The organism is Streptomyces sp. ISL-1 (assembly GCF_018614585.1).
GTDB lineage: Bacteria > Actinomycetota > Actinomycetes > Streptomycetales > Streptomycetaceae > Streptomyces > Streptomyces maoxianensis.
In genome coordinates this window covers 1-24469 of record NZ_JAGGOI010000007.1, presented here as the reverse complement: position 1 = coordinate 24469, position 24469 = coordinate 1, and the positions used below count along the sequence as shown (strand labels likewise).

Annotated in this window: 21 protein-coding genes; 9 read left to right on the top strand and 12 right to left on the bottom strand. The window is 69.0% G+C overall.

Going from position 1 to position 24469, the window contains the following annotated elements; translation table 11 throughout:
* Window positions 1-6 precede the first annotated feature (6 nt).
* Both J7E87_RS05585 and J7E87_RS05580 read right to left on the bottom strand, forming a co-directional pair.
* On the bottom strand, window positions 7-1908 hold the full coding sequence (locus J7E87_RS05585; RefSeq protein ID WP_215090533.1) for an IucA/IucC family siderophore biosynthesis protein: 1902 nt from the start codon (window positions 1906-1908) through the stop codon (window positions 7-9).
* A 25-nt stretch (window positions 1909-1933) separates the two neighbouring features.
* The gene (locus J7E87_RS05580; RefSeq protein ID WP_215090531.1) at window positions 1934-3307 is read right to left on the bottom strand and encodes a diaminobutyrate--2-oxoglutarate transaminase family protein; all 1374 of its coding nucleotides are present in this window, start codon (window positions 3305-3307) and stop codon (window positions 1934-1936) included.
* A 330-nt stretch (window positions 3308-3637) separates the two neighbouring features.
* Between J7E87_RS05580 and J7E87_RS05575 the strand changes: the two genes are divergently transcribed.
* Window positions 3638-4813, top strand: coding sequence for a serine protease (locus J7E87_RS05575; protein ID WP_215090529.1), 1176 nt, complete (start codon window positions 3638-3640; stop codon window positions 4811-4813).
* 226 nt (window positions 4814-5039) lie between these two features.
* Window positions 5040-6209, top strand: coding sequence for a serine protease (locus J7E87_RS05570; RefSeq protein WP_215090527.1), 1170 nt, complete (start codon window positions 5040-5042; stop codon window positions 6207-6209).
* A 101-nt stretch (window positions 6210-6310) separates the two neighbouring features.
* On the opposite strand, the gene hflX is transcribed toward J7E87_RS05570, so the two are convergent.
* From hflX to miaA, 6 genes are all read right to left on the bottom strand, one after another.
* The gene (gene hflX, locus J7E87_RS05565) at window positions 6311-7804 is read right to left on the bottom strand and encodes a GTPase HflX (protein WP_215090525.1); all 1494 of its coding nucleotides are present in this window, start codon (window positions 7802-7804) and stop codon (window positions 6311-6313) included.
* 197 nt (window positions 7805-8001) lie between these two features.
* The gene (locus J7E87_RS05560) at window positions 8002-9462 is read right to left on the bottom strand and encodes a M1 family metallopeptidase (protein WP_215090523.1); all 1461 of its coding nucleotides are present in this window, start codon (window positions 9460-9462) and stop codon (window positions 8002-8004) included.
* 66 nt (window positions 9463-9528) lie between these two features.
* Window positions 9529-11625: a bifunctional (p)ppGpp synthetase/guanosine-3',5'-bis(diphosphate) 3'-pyrophosphohydrolase gene (locus J7E87_RS05555; protein ID WP_215090521.1), complete on the bottom strand. Its 2097-nt coding sequence runs from the start codon at window positions 11623-11625 to the stop codon at window positions 9529-9531.
* Between the two features lie 140 nt (window positions 11626-11765).
* Entirely contained in the window at window positions 11766-12680 is a 915-nt protein-coding gene (gene dapF / locus J7E87_RS05550) for a diaminopimelate epimerase (protein WP_215090520.1), read from the bottom strand.
* A gap of 105 nt (window positions 12681-12785) precedes the next feature.
* Window positions 12786-13226: a hypothetical protein gene (locus J7E87_RS05545; RefSeq protein ID WP_215091243.1), complete on the bottom strand. Its 441-nt coding sequence runs from the start codon at window positions 13224-13226 to the stop codon at window positions 12786-12788.
* A 105-nt stretch (window positions 13227-13331) separates the two neighbouring features.
* Window positions 13332-14270, bottom strand: a complete 939-nt coding sequence (gene miaA, locus J7E87_RS05540; RefSeq protein ID WP_215090518.1) for a tRNA (adenosine(37)-N6)-dimethylallyltransferase MiaA — start codon at window positions 14268-14270, stop codon at window positions 13332-13334.
* Window positions 14271-14452: 182 nt separating this feature from the next.
* On the opposite strand from miaA, the gene J7E87_RS05535 reads away from it, so the two are divergent.
* Together J7E87_RS05535 and J7E87_RS05530 are read left to right on the top strand one after the other, a co-directional pair.
* A complete protein-coding gene (locus J7E87_RS05535; RefSeq protein ID WP_215090516.1) occupies window positions 14453-14719 on the top strand; it encodes a hypothetical protein in 267 nt (88 codons plus the stop codon).
* A gap of 20 nt (window positions 14720-14739) precedes the next feature.
* Window positions 14740-14976 (top strand): antitoxin, encoded by a 237-nt coding sequence (locus J7E87_RS05530; RefSeq protein WP_215090514.1) that lies wholly within the window; start codon window positions 14740-14742, stop codon window positions 14974-14976.
* A 123-nt stretch (window positions 14977-15099) separates the two neighbouring features.
* Here the strand turns inward: J7E87_RS05530 and J7E87_RS05525 are convergent, their stop codons facing one another.
* Together J7E87_RS05525 and miaB are read right to left on the bottom strand one after the other, a co-directional pair.
* Entirely contained in the window at window positions 15100-15807 is a 708-nt protein-coding gene (locus tag J7E87_RS05525; protein WP_215090512.1) for a class III extradiol dioxygenase subunit B-like domain-containing protein, read from the bottom strand.
* A gap of 90 nt (window positions 15808-15897) precedes the next feature.
* Entirely contained in the window at window positions 15898-17388 is a 1491-nt protein-coding gene (gene miaB, locus J7E87_RS05520; protein WP_215090510.1) for a tRNA (N6-isopentenyl adenosine(37)-C2)-methylthiotransferase MiaB, read from the bottom strand.
* Window positions 17389-17518: 130 nt separating this feature from the next.
* On the opposite strand from miaB, the gene J7E87_RS05515 reads away from it, so the two are divergent.
* Complete coding sequence (locus J7E87_RS05515) at window positions 17519-18517, top strand: TAXI family TRAP transporter solute-binding subunit (protein WP_215090508.1); 999 nt, start codon at window positions 17519-17521, stop codon at window positions 18515-18517.
* Here the strand turns inward: J7E87_RS05515 and J7E87_RS05510 are convergent.
* Window positions 18507-19898 carry a HAMP domain-containing sensor histidine kinase gene (locus J7E87_RS05510; protein ID WP_215090505.1) on the bottom strand — a complete coding sequence of 464 codons (1392 nt, stop codon included), beginning with the start codon at window positions 19896-19898 and terminating at the stop codon, window positions 18507-18509. The two genes, J7E87_RS05515 and J7E87_RS05510, sit on opposite strands and share 11 nt — an antisense overlap.
* Before the next feature lie 14 nt (window positions 19899-19912).
* Window positions 19913-20620, bottom strand: a complete 708-nt coding sequence (locus J7E87_RS05505; protein WP_215090503.1) for a response regulator transcription factor — start codon at window positions 20618-20620, stop codon at window positions 19913-19915.
* 306 nt (window positions 20621-20926) lie between these two features.
* Here J7E87_RS05505 and J7E87_RS05500 point away from each other — a divergent pair, with 306 nt between their 5' ends.
* From J7E87_RS05500 to J7E87_RS05485, 4 genes are all read left to right on the top strand, one after another.
* A complete protein-coding gene (locus tag J7E87_RS05500) occupies window positions 20927-21712 on the top strand; it encodes an amino acid ABC transporter ATP-binding protein (protein WP_215090501.1) in 786 nt (261 codons plus the stop codon).
* Window positions 21713-21746: 34 nt separating this feature from the next.
* Entirely contained in the window at window positions 21747-22664 is a 918-nt protein-coding gene (locus J7E87_RS05495; RefSeq protein WP_215090499.1) for a glutamate ABC transporter substrate-binding protein, read from the top strand.
* A 113-nt stretch (window positions 22665-22777) separates the two neighbouring features.
* Window positions 22778-23425 carry an amino acid ABC transporter permease gene (locus tag J7E87_RS05490; protein ID WP_215090497.1) on the top strand — a complete coding sequence of 216 codons (648 nt, stop codon included), beginning with the start codon at window positions 22778-22780 and terminating at the stop codon, window positions 23423-23425.
* Window positions 23422-24342 carry an amino acid ABC transporter permease gene (locus J7E87_RS05485; protein ID WP_215090495.1) on the top strand — a complete coding sequence of 307 codons (921 nt, stop codon included), beginning with the start codon at window positions 23422-23424 and terminating at the stop codon, window positions 24340-24342. Before J7E87_RS05490 ends, J7E87_RS05485 begins: the two co-directional genes overlap by 4 nt.
* Window positions 24343-24469: the final 127 nt, after the last annotated feature.

The window sequence follows — 24469 nt, the reverse complement described above, 5'->3', positions numbered from 1 at the left end:
GTTGCCTCAGGGATGAAGGGGGTTGGTGATCGTGACGTAGACGGACTGGGTGTCGACCGGGCCGATGAGCTCGTCGAGGCCGCGGAGCCGGGTGAGCAGATTGGCCTTGGACCGAAGCGTGGGGGCGTCGAGGAGCTGCGCGGGCAGTGGCGAGCCGAGGCCGGCGGTCGCCGAGAGGAATCGCCGGAAAGCGGCGATGAGTACGTGCTCGTCGGCGAGCTGCTGGGCGCCGAACGCTCCGATCAGGCCGAAGACATTATTGATGCCTAGGTAGTAGGCGAAGCGCTCGTCGGTGACGTCGTCGGAGACGAAGGTGTCGCTTGCGGAGCCGATGCCGGGAAGGCGCCGTTCCAGGTCGGCGCGGCGGGATTCGCGGAAGTAGTAGCCCTGGTTGTCGCGGTAGCGGCCGCCGACGGGCCAGCCGTCGGGGTCGAGGATCACCAGGGTGTTCTGCTGATGGGCTTCGAGGGCGATGCCCGCTGTGGCGTCCAGCCAGAGCACCGGGCGTACGACGTGATCGAGGTAGCGCAGGAACCACTCGGCGGCGACGGCACCGGTGGGCCGGCCCGTGCGGGCGGCGAGTCGGCCCACCACGTCCGCGAGGCGCGAGTGCATCCCGGCACGGCCCGGCCAGGGGCGGGGCGCCGTCAGTCCGGCGATGCAGACGGCGTCGTCGCCGAAGCCGAACGGGTTGTGGCGCAGCACGACGTCGAGTCCGGGAACCGGCTCGCCCTCAGTGGTGTCGACGGCGAGCCACGCGGGGTCCCGCACGATGTCGAAGCCGCGGTGGGCTGCCCGCCACTGCTCGGCGAGGCCGGTGCGGAGGAGGCGGTGGACCTCGACGCCGCGGTGAAGTTCTTTGCGAAGGTTCTCACGGCGGGAGTTGGTGATGCGTACGCCGAGGGAGAGCTTGAGCATGGCCGGCGCGCCTGGACGGTGCACGGTGCGGACCGAAGAGGTGGGGTGCCAGGGGTCTCCGTGAGGACCGAGGTCATGCAGGAGACCGGCGTCGAGGAGAGCGACGACGGCGGGGCGGTGCTTCAGTTCACGAGCCTGCCAGGGGTGCAGCGGCAACGGAACGGAGTTGTCGGGGAGTTGGATGTCCCCGCAGAGGCGCGTGATGAGTTGCTCGGCCGGCAGGGTGCGGCCGTGTTCGGTCCAGGCCGATTCGGTGGCCAGGACGGTCCGGTCCACGGCCATCCAGTGCGCTGGAAAGGAGCCTCGCAACTCCGGTGAGTAGAGCCGGACTTCGGCCTCGGACAGTCCTTCGCGGCTTTTGGGTGTCGGGTGCAGCGGGTGGCCGAGCAGGAGCGACTGCTCGGCGGTGAGAAAGAGGTCCGCCTCGGGGTCGGGGGCGGGGCGGGCGCGCCGGTCGGTGATGAAGTCGGCGGTGCGCCGTACGGAGTCGGCGACCCGGCCGACCAGGTCGGCTCCTTCGCTCTGGCCCGCTTCCCGGCCGAGGAGGGCCGCGACGGTGACGGCGTCGGCGCCAGGCGAATCGCGCAGCCCTCCTTCAAGGGCGGGGAGGCCGAAGCGGTGCCATCCACTGGCCGACCAGTAGCGGACGGGGATGAGCAGCGCGCTGCCGCTGGCGTGCAGCGGGATGCGCAGAGTGTGTCCCTCGGGCTTGTCGAGGTTGTTCTCCCGCACCCAGCAGCGGAGCAGATTCTCGACGGCCGCCGCGTCCGCGGCGCGATATGGATCCGGGTGGTCGAGGAGCTCGTCGGCCCTCGCGCCTGCGGGCGGACCCACGGTGAGGGTGTGCTGTTCACCGTGGTCCCCCGCCTGCTGGCGCGGCACTGTCGCCGGCTCGATCGTGAGGGGGCCGCGCACTTGGCCCTTTGCTTGGTGCTGGGCGGTGGGACGGCCGTCGGCCTCGGGCGCATCGGGTGCGGGGTTGGGGTTCACGGAGCTTCCTTGTGATTTGTACGGGTCAGTAGGACTGCCCGCTGTCGGTACGGCGTTGCGGGGAACGCTCGGCGGCGGCCAGCGCATCGGCAAAGCGGTCGAGCACTGCCACAGCCTGTTCGTCGGTGAGCGTGAGAGGAGGGAGCAGCCGCACTACGCCGGAGTGGCGTCCGCCGAGTTCGACAATGAGCCCGCGGTCCAGACACTCCTGCTGTACCGCAGCGGCGAGGGCGGGGGCGGGCGGCGGGACGAGGGCGTCGGGGGATGCGGCTTCCTCGTCGACGAGTTCGATCCCGATCATCAGGCCACGGCCGCGGACGTCCCCAATGCAGGAATGGGCAGCGGCCAGCGCCTGGAGGCGGCCCATCATGCGCGCGCCGAGGGTCGCGGCGCGGTCGGCGAGCCGGTTCTCCCTTACGAACGCGAGGGTGGCCGCGCCCGCTGCCATGGCGAGCTGGTTGCCGCGGAAGGTGCCCGCATGGGCACCGGGCTGCCAAGCGTCGAGTTCGGACCGGTAGACGACCACGGCAAGCGGAAGGGAGCCGCCGATCGCCTTGGAGAGCACCATCACATCGGGCACGATTCCGCTGTGCTCGACCGCCCAGAAGGTGCCGGTCCGCCCGACTCCGGTCTGGACCTCGTCGGCGATCAGCGGGATGGAGCGGGCCGCGGTGATCTCTCGCATCCTGCGCAACCATGCGTCGGGAGCGGGGATCACTCCGCCCTCCCCCTGCACCGGTTCCAGGATCATCCCGGCCGGCGTCGGCACCCCGCCCTTGGGGTCGTCGAGAAGGTTCTCGGTCCAGCGGGCGCCGAGTTCGGCGCCGCGCTCGCCGCCGATCCCGAAGGGGCAGCGGTAGTTCTGCGGGAAGGGCAGCCGGGTCACGCGTACATCGCCGGCGCCGCCCGAGGCGTCGAGAGCGCCGGCCGTCATCCCGTGGTACGCACCGGTGAACGAAAGCAGGCCGCTTCGGCCGGTGGCCGTGCGGACGAGTTTGAGGGCCGCCTCGACCGCGTCGGTGCCGGCGGGCCCGCAGAACTGGATCCGTGCGTCGTCGGCGAACTCCTGCGGCAGCGTGGCGAACAGCTCTGTGGTGAAAGCGTCCTTGACCGGGGTCGCGAGGTCGAGGACGTGCAGCGGCGCCCCCGAGTCGATGACCTTCTTGATCGCTTCCAGCACTACGGGGTGGTTGTGCCCGAGCGCCAGGGTCCCCGCCCCGGAGAGGCAGTCGAGATAGCGCCTGCCGTCCGCACCCTCGATCGTCAGCCCCCTGGCCCGTACGGGAACGATGGGCAGCGAGCGCGCATAGGTACGGGCCGCGGACTCGCGGAGCGACTGGCGGCGCAGAATCCCCTCGTGCGCGGCGGGCAGCGCCGGAGCAGGTTCGGTCACGGCCACGGCTGTTGGTCCTCCCGCGTCACAGTTGCGTTGCACATCGGTGGCACGTTCGTGCGCCGCCGGGCGCGGCTGAACGCTGACCGTGTGTACCCCGTACGTACCAACGACGCCGGAAGCCGGGGATCACGGGCAATCGGAAGATCCTTGCGGCGAGGGAACCGCGGACCTGGTGCGCGCCGTCCCCATCGGCACCGGCATAGTGGGGGCCGAACTCCGGCCCGGGCACAGCGGCATTTTGGCGAGCAACGCCTCTGTAGAGTTCCGGCAGTTCCGGCAGTTCGAACAAGATCAGACAGCGCAGAAGTACCGAAGTCCCAGGGGGATCACGACATGCGACCCATTCGCCCGACGCTGGCCGCGGCTTCCATCGCCGCCGTGCTCGCGCTGGCTGCCACCGCCTGCGGTCCGAGCGAGGACAACGCGGGCGACAAGCCGAGCGCGACCGCCAGCCAGTCCGCCGACGAGAAAATCACCATCCCGGACGATCTCAAGGACCGGCTCAAGGAGCACGGGATCGACCTGGACAAGTGGAAGAACGGCGAGTGGAAGAACTGGGACAGGGACACGTGGCTGCGTGAGGCCCAGGACTTCGTCAACCCGATCATCGAGGACCTCTGGGACCCGGACCGGATGCGCGATGCCAAGAAGCCGCCGGAGAAGCCCGTCGACAACGACATCTCGGGCGACGAAGGTGTCACGGACCCGACTCCCGCGCGGGTCAAGGCGCAGGCCGTGAACGCTCCGTACCACTCCAACGCCGCCGAGGCGGGGAAGGTCCTCTTCGACGGCCCGGAGGGGTCGATGGTGTGCTCCGCGACCGTCGTGAAGGACCCGGCCCACCCCGGCAAGTCCAACATGGTGTGGACGGCGGGCCACTGTGTGCACGCGGGCAAGAACGGCGGCTGGTACCGCAACATCGCCTTCGTCCCGTCGTACAACGACAGTGCCAAGCCCACCTCCGAGCTCGAGAAGGCGCCGAAGGAGGAAATCGCTCCTTACGGCGTGTGGTGGGGCGACTGGGCCCAGACCTCCGAGCAGTGGATCTCCCAGGGCGCCGCGACGGGCGGCCAGGGCGCTCCGTTCGACTTCGCCGTGATCCACGTCACCCCGGAGAAGGGCAGCACGGGCAAGTCGCTGGAGGAGACGGTCGGTTCGGCGCTCCCTGTGGACTTCAAAGCGCCGGCCGTTCCGAAGATCGACAACATGACCGCCACCGGCTACCCGGCGGCGCCGCCGTTCGACGGCCAGAAGCTCTTCCAGTGCTCGGACAAGCCGGGCCGGCTGTCCATCAAGGCCAACGAGCCGACGATGTACCGGATCGGCTGCACCATGACCGGCGGTTCCTCCGGCGGCGGCTGGGTCGCCAAGGGCCAGGACGGCAAGCCGGCGCTGGTGTCGAACACCTCCATCGGCCCGGTCACAGCCGGCTGGCTGGCGGGTCCGCGCCTGGGCGACGAGGCCAAGGGCATCTACGACGCGGTCAGCAAGAAGTTCGCGGGCCGGTAGTCACCGGCAAGTCCACGTGGCTTACGAAAGGTGGGGCCTGAGGCCGGTCGGCCGCAGGCCCCACACCTTCCCCCCTCGTGGAGACTCCGTGCATGTGAAGCCCTGTCTCAACTCGGTGACCACGCACGGACATAGGTTCACGCCGTAGTAGGAGCGGCCCCGGAAGGCCGAGTTCCGCGTGACGCGTTCATGACATAAGTCGTTGCACTTCAGGGGGAATCGTTTCATGCGATCCATACGCCCATTGCTGCCTGCCACCTGCCTGGCCGCGGCCCTCGCCCTGACGGCCACCGCCTGCGGTCCGAGCGAGGACAAGGCCGCCGACAAGCCCGCTTCTTCCAGCCCTGCCGCGGGCGATGGGGGCGCCGGCATTCCCGCGGACGTGGCCGACAAGCTCGAGAAGCACGGTGTGGACCTCGACAAGTGGAAGAACGGCGAATGGAAGAACTGGGAGAAGGACAAGTGGCTTCGTGAGGCCAAGGACTTCGTCAACCCGGTGATCGAGGGCCTGTGGAAGCCCGAGCGGATGACGACGGCCAAGGCGCCGACGAAGACGCTCGCGGCCGGCGACATCTCAGGCGACCAGAACGTCACCGACCCGGAGCCGCGTCCGGTCCGGGCCCAGGAGGAGAAGAAGCCGTACCACCAGAACGCCGCTCCGGTCGGCAAGGTCTTCTTCGACTCCCCCGAGGGCTCGATGGTCTGCTCGGCCACGGTCGTCAAGGACCCGAAGAACCCGGGCAAGTCCAACATGGTGTGGACCGCGGGCCACTGCGTCCACTCGGGCCGGGCGGGCGGCTGGTACCGCAACATCGCCTTCGTCCCTGCCTACAACGACAAGGGCAAGTCCCCGGCCGCGCTGGAGAACGCGCAGCCGCAGGAGATCGCCCCGTACGGCGTGTACTGGGCCGACTGGGTCTCGACCGCCGGTGAGTGGATCACCCAGGGCGGCCCGACCGGCGGCACGGGTGCTCCGTACGACTACGCCGTGATGCATGTGAAGCCGGAGAAGGGCACCAAGTCGCTGGAGGAGATGGTGGGCGTCGCCCTCGACGTCAACTTCGACGCGCCCGAGGCCAAGAGCATCAGCGCGATGGGCGCCTGGGGCTACCCGGCCGCTCCGCCGTACAACGGCGCGATCATGCACAAGTGCGTCGACCGTCCCGGCCGTCTCTCGATCGCACCCGGTACGCCGACGATGTGGCGCATCGGCTGCACCATGACCGGTGGTTCATCCGGTGGCGGCTGGTTCGCCGAGCAGCCTGGCGGCAAGCTGGCGCTGGTCTCCAACACCTCGATCGGCCCCGTCACTTCGGGCTGGCTGGCGGGTCCGCGCCTGGGCGAGGGCGCGCAGCAGATCTACACGACGATGAGCGACAAGTTCGCGGGCCGGTAGTCAGCGGGCCGAGCCACAAGGCGAAAGGCCCGTACCCCCCGCGGTGCTTTCCAGGGGGACGGGCCTTCCATCTTGTTCAGTTGAACCGGATCTGCGCGCGATCAGCGAGTCGCCGGTACATACGGCGCCAGCGCCGCGGCCAGCTCCTCGTGCACCCGCGCCTTGAGCAGCGTGCCCTCGGTGGTGTGCTCCTCGGAGAGAACCTCGCCCTCGGCATGCACCCGCGAGACCAGACCGCCGTGGGTGTAGGGCACGAGGACCTCGATCTCGACCTCGGGCCGCGGCAGTTCGACGTCGATCAGCGCGAGCAGCTCATCGATGCCCTTGCCGGTCCGCGCCGATACCGCGATCGCGTGCCGCTCGATGCGCAGCAGCCGCTGCAGTACGAGCGGATCGGCCGCGTCCGCCTTGTTGATCACCACGATCTCGGGCACGTCCAGCGCGCCGACATCGCGGATCACCTCGCGCACGGCGGCCAGCTGCTCCTCCGGCGCCGGGTGCGATCCGTCCACCACATGCAGGATCAGATCGGATTCTCCGACCTCTTCCATGGTGGAGCGGAACGCCTCGACGAGGTGGTGCGGCAGATGCCGTACGAACCCGACGGTGTCGGCGAGGGTGTAGAGCCTGCCGCTCGGCGTCTCGGCCCGGCGGACGGTCGGGTCCAGGGTGGCGAACAGCGCGTTCTCCACCAGGACGCCGGCGCCCGTGAGGCGGTTGAGCAGCGACGACTTTCCCGCGTTGGTGTATCCGGCGATCGCGACCGAAGGCACCTTGTTGCGCCGGCGCTCCTGACGCTTGATCTCGCGGCCGGTCTTCATCTCCGCGATCTCCCGGCGCATCTTCGCCATCTTCTCGCGGATCCGGCGCCGGTCCGTCTCGATCTTGGTCTCACCGGGGCCACGGGTGGCCATGCCGCCACCGCCGCCGCCACCCATCTGCCGGGACAGCGACTGACCCCAGCCGCGCAGCCGCGGCAGCATGTACTGCATCTGCGCGAGCGCGACCTGTGCCTTGCCCTCTCGGGACTTGGCGTGCTGGGCGAAGATGTCGAGGATCAGGGCGGTCCGGTCGACCACCTTCACCTTGACGACGTCTTCGAGTGCGATGAGCTGGCCGGGGCCGAGCTCACCGTCGCAGACGACGGTGTCGGCGCCGGTTTCGAGCACGATGTCGCGCAGTTCCCGAGCCTTGCCCGAGCCGATGAAGGTGGCCGGGTCCGGCTTGTCACGGCGCTGGATGACGCCGTCAAGCACCAGCGCGCCCGCCGTCTCGGCGAGGGCCGCCAGCTCCGCGAGGGAATTCTCCGAGTCCTGCACCGTCCCTGAGGTCCATACGCCGACCAGCACCACACGCTCGAGGCGCAGCTGCCGGTACTCGACCTCGGTGACGTCCTCGAGCTCGGTGGAGAGCCCCGCCACACGCCGCAGCGCGGCGCGCTCCGAGCGGTCGAACTGATCGCCGTCCCGCTCTGTGTCGATCTCGTGGCTCCAGGCGACGTCCTCTTCCATCAGGGCATCGGCGGCCCGGAGGCTCTCGGTGCGCGTCTCCGCGAAGCTCTGCTCGTCCTGGGAAGGGGATGAAGAGGAGGTCATTGGATCCTTACGTCGATTGGGAACCGCTGAAAACGGCTGAAGGTTCCGGAGCGAACTCCGGTACGTCAGTCACAACGCGTAACGGCCCCGAATGATTCCCCGAAGGGGTTCCGGCCCCGCCAGCGCCGCCGACCCGTTGATGGTCGCACGGTCCTGCCAAGGCCGTCACCCCAGTTTCAGCGGGTTGCGCGGGGCCTTCAGCTCTCCTCGCGGGCCGTGGGAGCGGTGCTCCGCCAGTCCGGGTGCCCGGGCATCGGCGGCGTCCGGTCCGCGTACAGCCACTGCGCGAAGAACGCCGTCAGGTCACGCCCCGCGATCCGCGAGGCCAGCGCGGTGAAGTCCGCGGTCGTCGCCGTACCGTCGCGGTGTTCCCTCACCCAGGTCCGCTCGAGCTGTGCGAAGGCGTCCGTCCCGATGGTCTGCCGCAGCGCGTACAGGGCCAGCGCGCTGCCGTCGTACACCACCGGCCGGAAGAGGCTGATCTTCTCCCCCGGCGTCGGCGGCTTGGGCGCCGCGGGCGGCCCGGCGTCCGCCCGCCACTGGTCGGACCGCTTGTATGCCTCGCGCATCCGCGTCTCCAGCGGTTTTTGCGACTTCTCCTCGGCGTACGTCGCCTCGTACCAGGTGGCATGTCCTTCGTTCAGCCACAGATCGGACCAGGTGCCGGGCGAGACGCTGTTACCGAACCACTGATGTGCCAGCTCGTGCACCATCACCGCGTCGACGTACCACTCGGGAAATTCGCCGCCGGTGAAGAGCGAGCGCTCGAACAGCGAAAGCGTCTGCGTCTCCAGCTCGAATCCCGTGGCGGCGTCGGCGACCAGCACTCCGTACGTCTCGAAGGGGTAGCGGCCGACCTTCTTCTCCATCCACTCCAGGTGCTCGGGCGTCTTCATCAGCCAGGGTTCCAGCTCCTCGCGGTCCGCGGCCGGCACCACGTCGCGCACGACCAGTCCGCCCGGCCCCTGGCGCTTGAGGACGGCCGAGCGGCCGATCGACACCTGCGCGAGCTCGGTGGCCATGGGGTGCTTGGTCCGGTACGCCCATGTCGTGGTGGGGCCCGTCCAGACCTTCACCGTCCGGACGCCGTTGGCCACCGCCGTGAGCTCCGAGGGGGCAGTGATCCGGAAGGTGAAGTACGCCTTGTCGGAGGGGTGGTCGTTGCACGGGAAGACCCGGTGCGCGGCGTCGGCCTGGTTCGCCATCGCCAGCCCGTCGCCGGTGCGCACCCAGCCACCCGCGTTCGCCGGGCCGTTCGGGTCGCTCGTGTGGGTCACCGTGATGTGCATCCGCGAGCCCGGCTCGACGTCGGCGGCCGGCTCCACGACCAGATCCTCTCCGGCTGTCGTGAACTCGGCGGGACGGCCATTCACCTGGACCGTACGGACGGTGCCGTGCGAGAAGTCGAGGTTGATGCGCTCCAGCCGCCGGGCCGCCCTGGCTTCGATCTTGGTGACGGCGTCCAGTGGCTTGGTGTTGCTGCCGTGATAGGTGAAGGCGATGTCGTAGGCGAGGACGTCGTAGCCGGGATTGCCCAGGTGCGGGAAGAGGGAGTCGCCGATGCCGAGCGGTGCGGCCGGTGGCAGGGTCGCGGCGACGAGGGTGGCCGAGGCGGCGGCCAGCAGGGCGGCACGCAGGCGCCGAGAGGTGAGCAGCATGCCCTACGGCTATCAGCGCGCCCGGCGATGACCGTGACGGCGCGCGCCGTTCCCACCCGAACGAGGTCAGGCGGTGGCCGCCGGATGCTGGGCGCGGCTCACGTCGTACACCCCCGGCACATCGCGCATGGCGCGCATCAGGGCGGGAAGGCCTGCCGCGTCCGGGAGTTGAAGGGTGTACGTGTGCCGTACGCGCTGCTGGCTCGGCGGCTCGACGGTCGCCGACACGATCGCGGCACCCTCGACGGCGATGGCCTCGGTGAGGTCGGCGAGCAGCCGCGGCCGGCCGAAGGATTCGGCGATCAGGGTGACTCGGCACTCCGCGGCGTCCCCCCAGCGCACCGGGATGGGCTCGCGGTCGAGTGACTTCATACGGGCGACGGCGGGGCACTCCTCGCGGTGGACCGTCACGGTGCCGCCGCGTACCGCGAACCCGGTGACGGAGTCGGGCGGCACCGGCGTACAGCAGCCGGCGAGGCGCACGGTCGCGTCCGGCAGGTCGACGACGGCGTTCGCGGCTGCGCGCCGGTCGGCGGTGAGGGGCGCGGGTCTGCGGGGCGCGGCCGCCGCGACGTTCGTGCCCTCCGGATGTGCTGTGAGCCAGGTGGTGATGGCGATGCGCGCGGCGGGCGTGCGGGCATGGTCGAGCCAGTCGGGCGACGGTCCGGAAGCGGTGTCCTGGACGTCCTGAGCGAGCAGGAGATGCACCGTGTCGCCGTCGCTCAGCACCGTACTGAGCGTCGCCAGACGGCCGTTGACGCGCGCGCCGATGCAGGCGTGCGCCTCCTCGCCGTACTGCGCGTAGGCGGCGTCCACACAGCTCGCACCGGCCGGCAGACCGAGCGCGCCTCCGTCGGCACGGAAGACGGTGATCTCGCGGTCCTGCGCCAGTTCCGCGCGCAGGGAGGTCCAGAAGGTATCGGGGTCGGGAGTGGACTGCTGCCAGTCCAGGAGACGGGAGAGCCAGCCAGGCCTTGTGGGGTCGGCGCGCTCGCCGTCGGCCGGCTCTGGCCCCGCTGCACCTTCCGGGGGCACATACGGATTGCCGAGGGCGATCACTCCGGCTTCGGCGACCTTGTGCATCTGGTGCGTACGGATGAGGACTTCGGCGACCGCGCCGTCCGGCCCCGCGACGGCGGTGTGCAGCGACTGGTACAGGTTGAACTTGGGGGCGGCGATGAAGTCCTTGAACTCCGAGATCACCGGGGTGAAGCAGGTGTGCAGCTCGCCCAGCACGCCATAGCAGTCGGCGTCCTCGCCGACCAGCACGAGCAGCCGTCCGAAGTCGGTGCCGCGCAGCTCGCCGCGCTTGAGCCGCGAACGGTGCACGGAGACGAAGTGGCGCGGCCTGATATGGACTTCGGCCGCGATGCGGGCGTCCCGCAGCACTGCCCTGAACTTCTCGGCGATGGCGTCCAGGGCGTCCCAGGCGCTCGCGTTGTCCGCGATGAGGGCACGCGTGCGTTCGTACTCCTCGGGGTGGAGGATCGCAAAGACGAGGTCCTCCAGCTCGGTCTTGAGGGCCTGGACACCCAGTCGTTCGGCGAGGGGGATGAGCACGTCGCGGGTGACGTTGGCGATGCGGACCTGCTTCTCGGGGCGCATCACGCCGAGGGTGCGCATGTTGTGCAGGCGGTCGGCGAGTTTGATCGACATCACGCGGACGTCGTTGCCGGTGGCGACGAGCATCTTGCGGAAGGTTTCGGGCTCCGCTGCCGCGCCGTAGTCGACCTTCTCCAGTTTGGTGACGCCGTCGACGAGATAGCAGACTTCGGCGCCGAACTCCGTCCGTACCTGATCGAGCGTCACCTCGGTGTCCTCGACGGTGTCGTGAAGGAGTGAGGCCGTCAAGGTCGTGGTCTCCGCGCCTAGTTCGGCGAGGATGAGCGTCACCGCGAGCGGATGCGTGATGTAGGCCTCGCCGCTCTTGCGGAACTGTCCGCGGTGGGAGGACTCGGCCAGGACATACGCCCTGTGCAGGATGGCGAGGTCGGCCTCCGGGTGGTGTGCCCGATGCGCCTCGGCCACGTGCCCGATCGCGTCGGGCAGCCGGTCGCGGGTTGTGGGCCCGAGGAGCGCGGCACGGCCCAGCCTGCGGAGGTCGATCCTGGGACGCCCACGCCTGCGACTGTGGGCACCAGGGTTGGCGGCCTCTGCACTCATGGGGCACCTCCGGCAGCTTCGACCGGCGGTAGGAAGGACAGGCATGCCCTCCGGGCCGGTGCTTGATGCTACCGAGCCCACCACGTGGCGCAGTCCGGCTCTCGCTCAGCGTGAAACGGATCACCCATTCGAGCGAAGCTCTATGCGATCACAGTTTCGGTACTTACCGGGACGACCTGGGTCAGGAGGGCGGGATCGATGTGTCCCTCGGCGACGATCACGGCGGGGCCGGTCATCTCGATCTCGCCGTCCGTCCGCTCCGTGATCACCAGACGCCCGCCGGGCAGATCCACGGTGTACGTGACGGGGACGCCGGTGACCGAAGGATCCGCGCCGTCCCTGCGGGCCGCCGCGACGGCCACGGCGCACGCTCCCGTCCCGCAAGAGCGGGTCTCACCGGAGCCCCGCTCGTGCACGCGCATGGCGACATGGCGCTCGCCGCGTTCGACGACGAACTCGACGTTCACCCCATCCGGGTATGCGGACGCCGGGCTGAAGGGGGGCACGGAGAGCAGGTTCCCGGCGTGATCCAGGTCCTCGACGAAGGCGACCGCGTGGGGATTGCCCATGTTCACGTTCAGCGCGGGCCAGCTGCGGCCGTCGACGGTGACCATGACGCCCTCCTCGGGGAACCGCGCGCGGCCCATGGAGACCGTGACGTCACCGTCCTTGGCGAGGTGCACCTTCTTGACGCCGCCGCGGGTGGCCACCGCGAGGTCGCCCTCCTCGACGAGGCCCGCGCGCTGAAGATAGCGGGCGAAGACGCGCACGCCATTGCCGCACATCTCGGCGTTCGATCCGTCTGCGTTGCGGTAGTCCATGAACCACTCGGCCTCGTCGGCCATGGCCCGCGCCTCGGGGTGGTCGGCGGACCGCACGACATGCAGCAGACCGTCGCCGCCGATGCCGGCCCGGCGGTCGCAGAGCTTGGCGACGGCAGTGGTGGGCAGGTCGACGGCGTTGTCCGGGTCGGGGACGATCACGAAGTCGTTCTCGGTCCCGTGGCCCTTGAGGAAGGCGATCGGTGCGGTCTGCGAGGTGCTCACGCCGTCCATCGTACGAGGGCCCTCGGACACTCGGCGGTGCCGGGCGCTCAACCGCACTCGGCAGAGCCCGGCCGCTCGCCGACAGTCAGCGAAGCCTGGTCACTGGACCGGCACTCAGCGGAGCCGGGCCACTCGCCAGACGGCCAGCGCGACGAGCACCGCGCCCACTCCGACGTACAGGGCGATGACTCGCCAGTCGGCGCGCTCACCGGAGCCGCGGGGCGGCAGTCCCGGCCAGGTGTGGCCAACGCGGCGCGCGGCCATGACACCCCAGCCCGCGGCGCAGCAGCTGATCAGCAGGCCCAGCATCGCGACGACCGCGCCGCCGTCGCCGGTGCCGAAGGCGAGCGGGAAAGCGAACATCAGGGAGCCGACCGCGGCGAGCGCCACAATGGGGGCGAGCTGCCAGATCCGCAGCCTGCGCTGCGGTCGCAGTTCGACCTCGACCTCGACCGCGAGCAGGTCCTGTTCGTCGGGCCCGTCGGGACTCAGACGGGGCGCGCTGTCCGCTGCGTCCCGCCTCTCCTGCTCTCTGTCGCGAGGGCCGGCCTCCATCGCCACGCGCCCTCCCAACTCGGACTCCACGTCGATCGATGCTCGATGATGGCACGCTCCAGGGGGCCGAAATGGCGGGCGGAGCGTCCCGATGCCATCACGTGATCAGGCTGTAACCGCTCGTTCGACCAACGCCAGCGCTTGGTGCGGAAGTTCCCTCCGGTGCTCGGACGCGCCGCTCAGCCAGTGCACGCGCGGGTCCCGGCGGAACCATGAGTCCTGGCGGCGCGCGAAGCGCTTGGTGGCGCGCACGGTCTCCTCGCGCGCCTCCTGTTCGGTGCACTCCCCCGCGAGCGCCGTGAGGACCTGCTGGTAGCCGAGTGCGCGCGATGCCGTGCGCCCCTCGCGCAGACCCTGCGCCTCCAGCGCGCGCACTTCGTCGACGAGGCCCGCTTCCCACATCCGGTCCACGCGCAGCGCGATGCGTTCGTCGAGCTCGGGGCGGCCGACGTCGACGCCGATCTGAACGGTGTCGTAGACGGCGTCATGACCGGGGAGGTTGGCAGTGAAGGGCTTACCGGTGATCTCGATGACTTCGAGGGCCCGGACGATGCGGCGGCCGTTGCTGGGCAGGATCGCCTTGCCGGCGCCGGGGTCGGCGGCGGCGAGCCGGGCATGCAGGGCGCCGGGGCCGCGCGCCGTCAGCTCCTCCTCGAGGCGGGCGCGGATCGCTGGATCGGTGCCGGGGAATTCGAGTGCGTCGATGGCGCCGCGTACGTACAGCCCGGAGCCGCCGACGAGGACGGGCGTACGGCCTTCGGCGAGAAGGCGGTCGATCTCCGCTCTGGCCAGCTTCTGGTACTCGGCGACGCTCGCGGTCTCGGTGACGTCCCAGATGTCGAGCAGCTGGTGCGGGATGCCTCCACGCTCGTCGGTCGTCAGCTTGGCGGTACCGATATCCATCCCTCGGTAGAGCTGCATGGAGTCGGCGTTGACGACTTCGCCGCCCAACCGCCGGGCGAGGAAGACGCCCAGATCGGACTTTCCGGCCGCGGTGGGACCGACGACTGCGATGACCCGCGGGGCGGGAGCTGCGCTTCTCACTGCCCCAGTCTCGCAAACTCGCGGACGTGTCCCCGAACGAGCGAAGTGACGACACAGGGGCGGGTTCGTTGCCTGTTGCGAGGTTCCGAACGCCGGTTTCTCGACCGGTGCCCCCGCACGGCGCAATGGGACGCTCCGGGCGACGCGGAACTTCGCCCGCACGAGTAGGCTATGGAGCAGATATGGGCGTTTTTTCACGGTTTCGTCGTAAGTCCAAGACGACTGCCGAGGCGTCAACCGAGGAGGCGGCCGCCAGTACTCTGACGGCCGACTCCCCTGTTGAGCGCGCTTCCGAGGCCGAGGCGTCGAAGAACGCCGCGGAGGAGGTCACCGAAGCCGCAGAGGCCGAGGCCACCGAACCCGCGGCCGCCGAAGGCGTGGAGATTCCGAAGCAGCAGTCGGCCGAGGAGGCGGCGGACAACGAAGCCGGCGAGGGCGCCCGCAAATAGTCCCCGAGGGAAGGTGCCCCATGGGCTTCATGGACACGTTGAAGGCCAAGCTCGCCCCGGCCAAGGACAAGGTCTCTGACTTCGCGCATCAGCACGAGGGCAAGATCGAGCACGGTCTGGAAAAGGCCGCGAAGACGGTCGACGCAAAGACCAAGGGCAAGTACCACAGCAAGATCGAGTCTGGCACCGGCAAAGCCAAGGATGCCCTGGGCCGCGTTGCCCACAAGGACGACGGCACCGCACCGCCGGCTTCTTGAGATTCACCGACGGAAGGCCGCGGAACAACTCGTTCCGCGGCTTTCCGCGGTCGTGGGCCCGCCGGCACTCGATCCGGCGACGGCACAGGATCCACGGTCGCGGTTCCGCCGGTCCCGGATCGGCTACGACCAGGCGGCCACGAAATAGCCGACACCGTACGGGGCGTCCTCGTAGAGCAGTTGCCCGGCCAGGCCCGCCCCCTCGGCGGCTCCCGCGAGCACCTGCCAGGGCGCCCGGCCCGCCACCTTGAGTTCGTACGCCAGTGACTCGTCCAGCGCCTTGAGCGCACCGACATCGGCCGCATCCAGGGCCCGGGCCGCCTCCCGGTCGAAGTCGACGGCCCGCTCGTCCAGATAACCAGGGGCCTTGAGCGTGCGGCACGCGCTGCCGTCGCCCATCACCAGCAGCGCGACACGCTCCGCCCGGGCGCCCAGTTCCCGCCCGGCGGCCAGGCAGCGGTCACCGGCGAGAGAATCGCCGACGCCGAGACCCTCGACCGGAGCATCCGCCCACTGCGCGCGGCCGAGCAGCCAGGCGGCGACTGCCAGGGACGGCGGCAGCAACCGCTCCTGGTCCGCGCCCACTCCGAGCCGTACGTCGACGTCCACACCGAAGCCGTGGAAGGACCCGGTCGCGCCCGCGAGGTGACGGCCGCGGCCGTCCTGCTCGGCGGGGCCGACCACGAACAGCACATCGGGCCGGGCGGCGGCGAGCACCCCGAGGGCGTCGGCGCAAGCGCTGCGCGCCGCGTCGAGTTCGGGCGCGGCACCCGCGGCGACGTCGGGCACGAGCAGCGGCGGGCAGGGGCACACGGCGGCGGCGACAAGCATGATCGCCAGCCTAATGCGTGGTCAGGCCGTCGTCAGTGGTCGGGTCCGGGCCCGGGGCAGGGTGCGTGTGCCCCCCGCGGTGCCCGTCCGTCAGTCGCAGCCACAGCCCGGCGCCGCGGCCGCCGGCAGCGGCTCCGGCACACCGATTCTGGGCAGTCCCAGCATCACTCCGGCCGGCTTCGCGGCTTGGGCGGCATTGCGCTTCTCCCACGCGTCTCCGGCGCGGGTGCGTCGTACGGACTTCGCGGCACCCTCGGCCAGCAGGTGGTGCGGGGCGGCGTAGGTGATCTCGACGGTCACCACATCGCCCGGGCGCACGTCCTCTGCCGGCTTCGTGAAGTGGACGAGACGGTTGTCCGGGGCCCGCCCCGACAACCGGTGCGTGGCGCCGTCCTTGCGGCCCTCGCCCTCGGCGACCATGACCTCCAGCGTCCGGCCGACCTGCTTCTTGTTCTCCTCCCAGGAGATCTCCTCCTGGAGGGCGACGAGGCGCACATAGCGCTCCTGGACGACCTCCTTGGGGATCTGGCCGTCCATCTCCGCCGCCGGGGTGCCCGGGCGCTTGGAGTACTGGAAGGTGAACGCGTTCGCGAAGCGGGCCTCGCGCACCGCATGCAAGGTCTGCTGGAAGTCCTCCTCGCTCTCGCCGGGGAAGCCCACGATGATGTCGGTGGAGATGGCGGCGTGCGGAATCGCGGCGCGCACCTTCTCGATGATCCCGAGGAAGCGTTCCTGCCGGTAGGAGCGGCGCATGGCCTTCAGGATCGGGTCCGAGCCCGACTGGAGCGGCATGTGCAGCTGCGGCATGACGTTCGGCGTCTGGGCCATCGCGGCGATCACGTCGTCCGTGAAGTCCCGCGGGTGCGGCGAGGTGAAGCGGACCCGCTCCAGGCCCTCGACGTTGCCGCAGGCGCGCAGGAGCTTGCTGAATGCCTCGCGGTCGCCGATGTCGGAGCCGTATGCGTTGACGTTCTGGCCGAGCAGCGTGATCTCGCAGACACCCTCGGCGACGAGTGCCTCGACCTCGGCCAGGATGTCGCCGGGCCGGCGGTCCTTCTCCTTGCCGCGCAGCGCCGGGACGATACAGAAGGTGCAGGTGTTGTTGCAGCCGACCGAGATGGACACCCACGCGGCGTACGCGGACTCACGGCGGGTCGGCAGCGTCGAGGGGAATGCCTCGAGCGACTCCGCGATCTCGACCTGCGCCTCTTCCTGGATACGGGCGCGCTCCAGCAGCACCGGCAGCTTGCCGATGTTGTGCGTGCCGAAGACGACGTCGACCCACGGCGCCCTCGAGACGATGGTGTCGCGGTCCTTCTGGGCCAGGCAGCCGCCGACGGCGATCTGCATTCCGGGCCGCTTGGTCTTCATCGGCGCGAGCCGGCCGAGATTGCCGTAAAGCTTGTTGTCGGCGTTCTCCCGGACCGCGCAGGTGTTGAAGACGACGACGTCGGCGTCACCGTCGGCACCCTCGGGCGCGCGGACATAACCGGCGCCCTCCAGCAGGCCCGACAGCCGCTCGGAGTCGTGGACGTTCATCTGGCACCCGTAGGTGCGCACCTCGTAAGTTTTCGCACTCATCGCGCCAACCAGGGTACGGGGTCGCACTGACGCCCCGCCCCTCCCTTCTGTGCCCCTTCCGTGCCCCTTCGTGGCCCTTTCGTGCGGCAAGGCCTGGCCATTACAACGAGTGAGCTGGCAGGATCGCGCCATGCTCCCGGCCCAATCCCGCGTCAGCCGCCGCCGCGCCCTTCAGGGCTCGGCGGTCGCACTGGCCCTGTTCGGGCTGCTGATGTGGTGGGTGCTGCCGATCGGGAGTTCGTCGCCGAGCGGTTCGCTGATCTTCAGCACGGGATCGCAGAACGGCGTCTATCAGCGGTACGGCGTACTGCTGGAAGGGGCGCTCGCCCGCGATCTGCCGGACGTGACCATAGATCTCAAGACCAGCGAGGGCTCGCAGCAGAATCTCGCGCGGGTGGCGGCCGGCGAAGCCGACTTCACCCTCGCCACGGCCGACGCGGTCGCCAAGTACAAGCGGGACAAGAAACCCGGCGCCGACCGGCTGCGTGGATGCGCGCGGCTGTACGACGACTATGTGCAACTGGTCGTCCCCAGGGATTCCTCGGTGGAGTCGGTGCGGGATCTGCGCGGCAAGCGGGTGGGCATCGGGCAGGAGGGTTCCGGTGTGCGGCTCATCGCCGACCGGCTACTGAAAGCCGCGGGAATCGACCCGAAACGGGACATCACACCGCTCGCGGCCGGCATCGACACGGTGCCGGGGCGGCTGGAGGCGCACGAGCTCGACGCGTTCTTCTGGTCGGGCGGCCTGCCCACAGCGGCCGTCGAGGAACTGTCCGATCGCTTCCAGATCCGGCTTGTGCCGCTGGAGGCCGATCTCATCGAAAAGCTGCACGCCACCGGCGACGCGACCAGCTACTACCGCTCCGCCGTGATGCCCGCCGACGCCTACCTGGAGGCGCAGAACGGGGTACCCGTGCCAACGGTGGCGGTGGCGAATCTGCTGGTCACGACCGACCGGATGGATCCGGCGATGACCGAGGGCTTCACCCGTACGGTGATCAAGAGCCGGGACCGGATCGGCAACACCGTGCACCCGGCGCAGCTGGTGGATCTGCGGACCGCTGTCTACACGGACCCGCTGCCACTGCACGAAGGGGCAAAGCGCTACTACCGCTCGGTCAAGCCGTAGGGGACGTCCGCGGGACGGTGACAGTCACCCGCAGACCGTGCGGTTCGTGGTGGGCGTATGCGATCGAGCCACCGCCCGCGGTCAGCAGGACGCGTGAGATGGACAGCCCGAGGCCCGAGCCCTTGACGTTCTGGTGGCGGCCGCTGCGCCAGAAGCGGTCGCCGATACGGGCCAGTTCCTCATCGGTCAGACCCGGGCCACCGTCGGTGATCACGATGGTGGAGCTCTCGCCGTTCGAGGCGACCGAGACCGTGACCTCCTCGCCCTGCGGGGTGAACTTCAGGGCGTTGTCGATGACCGCGTCCAGGGCGCTGGAGAGCGCGACCGGGTCGGCCCAGGCAGTGACAGCGGCCCTGTGCTCGGTCAGCCGGACCCCCTTCTCATCGGCGAGTGCACGCCAGGCGGCGACGCGCTCGGCCGCCAGTTCGCCGATGTCGGTAAGCCGGAGGTCGGCGGCGGCATGCTCGGCCAGCGCCAGGTCCAGCAGGTCGTCAAGGACCTGGGCCAGGCGCTTGCCCTCGGTGCGTACCGAGGCGATCTCCTCGTTGCCCACAGGGAGTTCGAGGGCGAGGAGCTCGATACGCAGCAGCAGTGCGGCGAGCGGGTTGCGCAGCTGGTGGGAAGCGTCGGCGACAAACGCCCGCTGCTGTTCCAGCACTTCTTCGACGTTGTCCGCCATCTCGTTGAACGAGCGGGCCAGGCGTCTGAGTTCCGGCGGGCCGCCGCCCGCCGCGACGCGCGAGTTCATCTGCCCGGTGGCGATGTCGTGGGTGGCGGCGTCCAGGATCCGTACGGGCCCCAGCACCCAGCCCGTGAGGCGGAAGGCGGCGCTGACGGCGAGCAGCATCGCCGCGCACTCGCCTGCCGCGATCAGCAGCCAGCTCCGCAGTACGCGTGAGCGCAGCTGGCTCGTGGGCGAATCGGTGAACACGACAGCGACGACGTCCCCGTCCCGTACGACGGGTGAGGCGACGACCAGTCGGCCGCCCTGCTGCCACGGCCAGACCTGTGGCGGGTCCTGACTGCGCCGCCCGGTCAGGGCCTCCCGGAAAGCCTCGCGCCCCCCGCCGCTCTGCGGCACCGTCCAGCTCTCGGGGGCGCGCGCCATGGCGTCACCGTCGCGGTAGTAAACGCCGGCCCTGATGCCGTACGTGTCGTGGTAGCGGTCGAGCTGCTCCTGAAGCGTGGAGCGCCGCTTGTCGAGGCCCGAGCTCTCCGTGACGAACTGAGCGAGTGCCGCGAAGCGAACCGTGTCGTCGATCCGGTCGACGACGACCCTCTGCTGCTGCGCGGCGGCGACGCTCACCGCCAGGGGGAAGCCGAGCGCGAGCAGCACGCCCGCCATGAGGACGATGAGCAGGGGGAGAAGTCGGGCACGCACCGGGTTGACGAGCCTTACGTGCCGGCGGGGGCGACGAGCCGGTAGCCGACGCCGCGCACAGTCTCGATCAGGGCAGGCATCTTCAGCTTGGAGCGCAGCGACGCCACATGCACCTCCAGAGTGCGGCCGGTACCTTCCCAACTGGTGCGCCACACCTCGCTGATGATCTGCTCCCGGCGGAAGACGACGCCCGGCCGCTGCGCGAGCAGCGCCAGCAGGTCGAATTCCTTACGGGTCAGCTGGACCGGAGCCCCGTCGACGCTGACGCGCCGGGTGGGCAGCTCGATGGTGACCGGGCCGAGCCGCAGCGCGTGCTCGGACGCGGCTCCGGCGGCGTCGTCACCACCGGCGTTGCGCCGGCTCACGGCGTGGATGCGGGCCAGCAACTCCCCGGTGTCGTACGGCTTGACGACATAGTCGTCCGCCCCGAGGTTGAGCCCGTGTATCCGGGAGCGTACGTCGGCCCGCGCGGTCACCATGATCACGGGTGTCGTCGTGAGCTTCCGGATCTTGCCGCACACCTGGTAGCCATCCTGGTCGGGCAGCCCCAGGTCAAGGAGTACGACCCCGAAGGGCGGCTTCTCGGGGTGCGTGGCGGGCAGCACCGCCTTGAGCGCCTCCTCGCCGTTGCGGGCGTGCACCACCTCGAAACCGTGCTTGGCGAGCACCGCGGACAGAGCGGCGGCGACGTGGTTGTCGTCCTCGACGAGCAGCAGTCTCATGGCCCCCCTCGGTCGTGCGGTCGTCGGCATGCCCCGGTCGTGGGCTGCCCCAGTCGTAGGCAATCTCGTAGACATACCTCGTGCGATGTACCAGGGCATCAAGGCCGATTTCCGCCCGGACAGTCAAGAGGCTTCCCGTTACATGCCTGTTCCGTTACCTACCCGGTACGCCGATCACCACCCTGTTCACGCATAGTGTCCGGTTGCGGCCAGATCGTTATGCTCAATTTCCCCTCAGATGTAATGACGCTGGTCGCAGCCCGTGACTAGGGTCCTCCCAACCGAGGAGGACGGAGCGAGATGCCGATGAGCGGAGTTTCAGTGACCAAGGGCGCCGAGGACGCTGTGCCCACCGGGGGCGACCTGGTCGTGCTGAGCAACGTCAACAAGCACTTCGGCGCGCTGCATGTGCTCCAGGACATCGACCTGACCATCGCCCGTGGCGAGGTCGTGGTCGTCATCGGGCCCTCCGGGTCCGGAAAGTCCACGCTGTGCCGCACGATCAACCGCCTGGAGACGATCGACTCCGGCGCGATATCGATCGACGGGAAGGCGCTGCCCCAGGAGGGCAGGGAGCTTGCCCGGCTGCGCGCCGACGTGGGCATGGTCTTCCAGTCGTTCAACCTCTTCGCACACAAGACCGTGCTGGAGAACGTGATGCTGGGCCAGGTCAAGGTCCGCAGGGCCGACAAGAAGGCCGCCGAACAGAAGGCGCGCACTCTGCTCGACCGGGTCGGCGTCGGCTCGCAGGCCGAGAAGTACCCGGCGCAGCTCTCCGGCGGCCAGCAGCAGCGCGTAGCGATCGCGCGGGCGTTGGCGATGGATCCGAAGGTCATGCTCTTCGACGAGCCCACATCGGCGCTCGACCCCGAGATGATCAACGAGGTCCTCGAGGTCATGCAGCAGTTGGCGCGCGACGGGATGACGATGGTTGTGGTCACCCACGAGATGGGCTTCGCCCGCTCCGCCGCGAACCGCGTCGTCTTCATGGCGGACGGCAAGATCGTCGAGGAAGCCACGCCGGACGAGTTCTTCAACAACCCGCGCAGCGATCGTGCCAAGGACTTCCTTTCGAAGATCCTGCACCACTGACGACTGACGACTGACGACACAAGGGATGTTCTCCATGAAGCTCCGCAAGACGGCCGCCGTGGCCATCGCTGTCCTCGCACTGACCGCAACCGCCTGTGGCGGCAAGGAGGGCTCGGCCGGTGACGACCAGTCCGCCCAGCCCGGCCAGTCGAACGCGCCCAAGCTTCCTACCTACACCGTAGCCAAGGACGTGAGCCTGGATTCGCCTACCTTCAAGAAGGCCCAGTCCCGCGGCAAAATCATCATTGGTTCGAAGGCCGACCAGCCGTACCTGGGCTTCGAGGACCAGGCGACCAAGAAGCGGTCCGGTTTCGACATCGAGATCGCCAAGATGATCGCCGCCGATCTGGGCTTCTCGGAGAACCAGATTGAGTTCAAGACGGTCGACTCGGGAGTCCGCGAGACCGCGATCTCCAAGGGCCAGGTCGACTACTACGTCGGCACGTACACGATCAACGACAAGCGCAAGCAGCTTGTGGGCTTCGCCGGGCCCTACTACAAGGCCGGCGCCGACCTCTTGGTCCGGAAGGACGAGAGCGCAATCACCGGCAAGGAGTCGGTGAAGGGCAAGAAGGTCTGCTCAATCGTCGGCTCCACACCGCTGCAGGAGATCAAGAAGCCTGAGTACGGCGCCCAGGTCGTCGAGCTCGCCAAGTACTCCGACTGCGTGCAGCAGTTGCTCAACAAGCAGGTCGATGCCGTAACCACGGACGACTCGATCCTCAAGGGCTACGCCGCGCAGAACCCGGGCAAGCTGAAGGTGGTCGGCAAGCCGTTCACCGAGGAGCCTTACGGCGTCGGCATGAACAAGGACGACAAGGTACTGCGTGAGGCGATCAACAAGTCGCTGGAGACGCACATCAAGGACGGCACGTACAAGAAGATCTACGAGGCGACTCTGGGCCTCTCCGGCTCCGCCTACGTCGAGCCGCCGGCGATCAACCGCTACTGATCTGCCCGGCACCGCTGGTGCCTGACACGCCCCGTGCGCACCATATTCGATGCCTGCGTACGGGGCCCAGTCCCCCTTGCCCGCCTGCCGCTCACCGCCGACGCGGAGACCTCATGAACGTACTGCTCGACCACCTGCCGGAGTTCCGCGCTGGCTTCGTAGGAACCGTTTCGCTCACCGCGGTGAGCGCAGCCATCGCCTTGGTTCTCGGCATTCTGATCGCCGGCTTCCGGGTTTCGCCCGTGCCGCCGCTGCGATTCCTCGGAACGGCGTGGGTGGCGCTTCTGCGCAACACCCCGCTCACACTGCTCTTCCTGGTCTCCGCGTTCATCGTCCCGGAGATCCTGTTCCCGGGAATGAGTCCCTTTGTGCTCGGCTCGCTGGCGCTCGGCTTCTACACTTCGGCGTTCGTCTGCGAAGCAGTGCGGTCGGGCATCAACACGGTGCCGCTTGGGCAGGCGGAGGCAGCCCGCTCGATCGGGATGACCTTCAGCCAAACCCTGCGGATCATCGTCCTTCCGCAAGCCACCCGCACAGTGCTGCCACCGTTGAGCAGCATCTTCATCGCGCTGACCAAGAACTCGGCCATCGCAGGCGCGTTCAGCGTCACCGAGCTCTTTGGGGTTCAGAAACTCCTGAGCGACCAGGGCTACGACATCGTGCCCATCTTCATCTGGGTAGCGTGCGCGTACCTGATCATCACCTTCTCCATCAGCGGCACCTTCCGACTGCTGGAGCGCCGCATGGAGGTTGCCCGATGAGTGCCAGCGTTCTCTATGACGCGCCGGGCCCCAAGGCCGTCCTACGCAACCGGATCTACGCCGTGGTCGGCTCCCTCGCCGTCCTCGCATTGATTCTCGTAAGCGTCCTGCGCCTCAACGAAAAGGGCCATCTGGCCGCCGAGATGTGGGACATCTTCAACTACTCGGGCATTCGCGAGAACATTCTCGACGGCATCGTTGCCACGCTTAAGGCATTTGGCCTCGCGGCAGTGGGTTCGATCGTACTCGGCGTGATCCTGGCCGTCGGCCGACTCTCCAATCACAAGCCGATCAGCTGGCTCGCCACCGGCTTCATCGAACTCTTTCGGTCGATCCCGCTGCTCATCACCATCTACGCGATCTGGGTCGGCTTCCTCTCCGACTACTCGATGTGGGCTCTGGCTCTGGGACTCTCTGTCTACAACGGCTGCGTCCAGGCCGAAGTACTACGCGCCGGTATCAACTCCGTACCCAAGGGGCAGAGCGAGGCCGCGTACGCCCTGGGTATGAGCAAGACGCAGGTGATGACCAGTGTGCTGATGCCGCAGGCGGTGCGAGCCATGCTGCCGACCATCATCAGCCAACTCGTAGTGACCCTCAAGGACACCTCGCTCGGCTTCATCATCCTCTATCCGGAGTTGCTGCAGACGGCACGCCTGATCGCCGGCAATACCCTGGTCAACGGCCAGTACCCCTACGTCTCGACGATCGTCGTGATCGGTGCGATCTACGTGCTGATGTGTCTGGCGCTCTCCTCACTCGCAACCTGGATCGAGAAGCGGGGGCGCCGAGCCAAGACCGGCATCGTGGTTGCGCCGGCGGCCGAGCCCGCGGAGGCACCCGGCGTGCTCGCTCCGCCGGGCGGGGCTGCCGGACCGCGCCAGGAAGATGCGCCGGGGGGGCCAGACAAAGCCTGAAAGCATCGTCCTCCGGCAGTGAAAGGAACGGCAGTGGCATTGATCCACTGCCGTTCCTTTCTGTCACCCGCAACTAAATCCCGGCCCGCCGGTCAGGGCTCCTAATACTCCAGCCGGACTTCTTCAT